This window comes from Streptococcus parasanguinis (genome assembly GCF_001578955.1).
In the GTDB taxonomy this organism is placed as follows: Bacteria; Bacillota; Bacilli; order Lactobacillales; family Streptococcaceae; genus Streptococcus; species Streptococcus parasanguinis_U.
Genome location: NZ_KQ969689.1, coordinates 475,973 through 477,214, shown reverse-complemented (window position 1 = coordinate 477,214; position 1,242 = coordinate 475,973). Strand labels below are relative to the sequence as shown.

Sequence of the window (1,242 nt, the reverse complement as noted above, 5' to 3'; positions counted from 1 at the left end):
CTTTTCTATTTATTCTGCTAAGAGTACTTCTTTAATCGTTTGTTTTTTGAGTTTTCTATTGGATAGATAAAAGAGGCTTTCATAAACTACCGCAAAACCGAGCAAGGTCCAAAAGCACACATTCCCATCAAAGTGATGCTCAATCTTTTCAGGAACCGTATCTTTGATCACACCAATCAAGATTTCCATGATGCCATATTGATAAGCCGTCCCAAGGGCAAATCCTAGATAAGCCCAGAAACGATAGGGAGCGAGAATATGACTTTGGCATTCACGATCGGTGTAGCCAAATGCCTTCATAAGAGCCAAGGTTTCGCGACTTTCTGAAACGACAATTCCCAATGACAAAAAGAGGATCGAGAAAGAAAGAATCAAACCAATCATAATCATCATCGTTTGGATGATGTCATCTGTGTAGTCCCTTAGGCCAAAGGATAATTGAACCATGGCCGCAAAACACATGGAGCCAAAGACCACAAAAAACAGGATCGATTTTCTCCCCCAAATCAGCGACGAAGACAGCTCTTTTAGGAAGGATTTCTCTTTCTTAGAAGCCCTTTTTCTCCTTTTGACCTTAATCGGTGTTGGAGATTTTTTCAATAAGCGAAGAGCCGGCGTTTGGAGTTGTCTTCTAGCGTAGCCAATCGCAAGAACCATAAAGAAAGTCGTTGGCAGTATCACTAAAGCAACTAAGAGCTGCCAGTGAAAATGAATGGTAATGTCTGGCAAAATCCCCTTCTCATTGCGAAAGTCATAAAAATGTCCCATCATTAGAAAAGAAGCGAAATAGCCAAGAAGCGCTCCAACTCCAAAACTAAGTCCAAAGGCCCAAAATCGTTTCGCCAACTGGCCATTGCTATAGCCTAAAGCCTTTAAAATCCCTAATTGTTCCTTGTGGTCATCGACAAATTGTTTGATATAAAAACACATGAGAAGGATCGACGTCAAGGACAAGACGACCCCACTGACCATAGCCACCATCCAAGATAGCGAAACCTGGGCATCATAGTAGGTCTGAATCATGGGATTGGTTTTCGAAATCTCCAACTGCTCGATATCCAGGTAAAAATTCAAGAAGAGATTGGCCACAAAGACTGCACAAGCCCCAATGATACTGACGACAACTAATTTTCGAATATCTTTTACTGAAAACATAGCTTACCATCCAATCTCATAAGCAGTCTGAGGTTGATCATTGGTCACAACTTCGGTAATCTTGCCACTATTGACACGAATGATGGT

At 41.4% G+C, this 1,242-nt stretch carries 1 protein-coding gene and 1 pseudogene; both read right to left on the bottom strand.

Annotated elements, in window-relative coordinates:
* Positions 1-9 precede the first annotated feature (9 nt).
* Positions 10-1,155 (bottom strand): FtsX-like permease family protein, encoded by a 1,146-nt coding sequence (locus SPADD19_RS02245; protein ID WP_061455091.1) that lies wholly within the window; start codon positions 1,153-1,155, stop codon positions 10-12.
* Positions 1,156-1,158: 3 nt separating this feature from the next.
* A pseudogene (locus SPADD19_RS11420) lies at positions 1,159-1,242 on the bottom strand (ABC transporter ATP-binding protein); the annotation flags it as partial.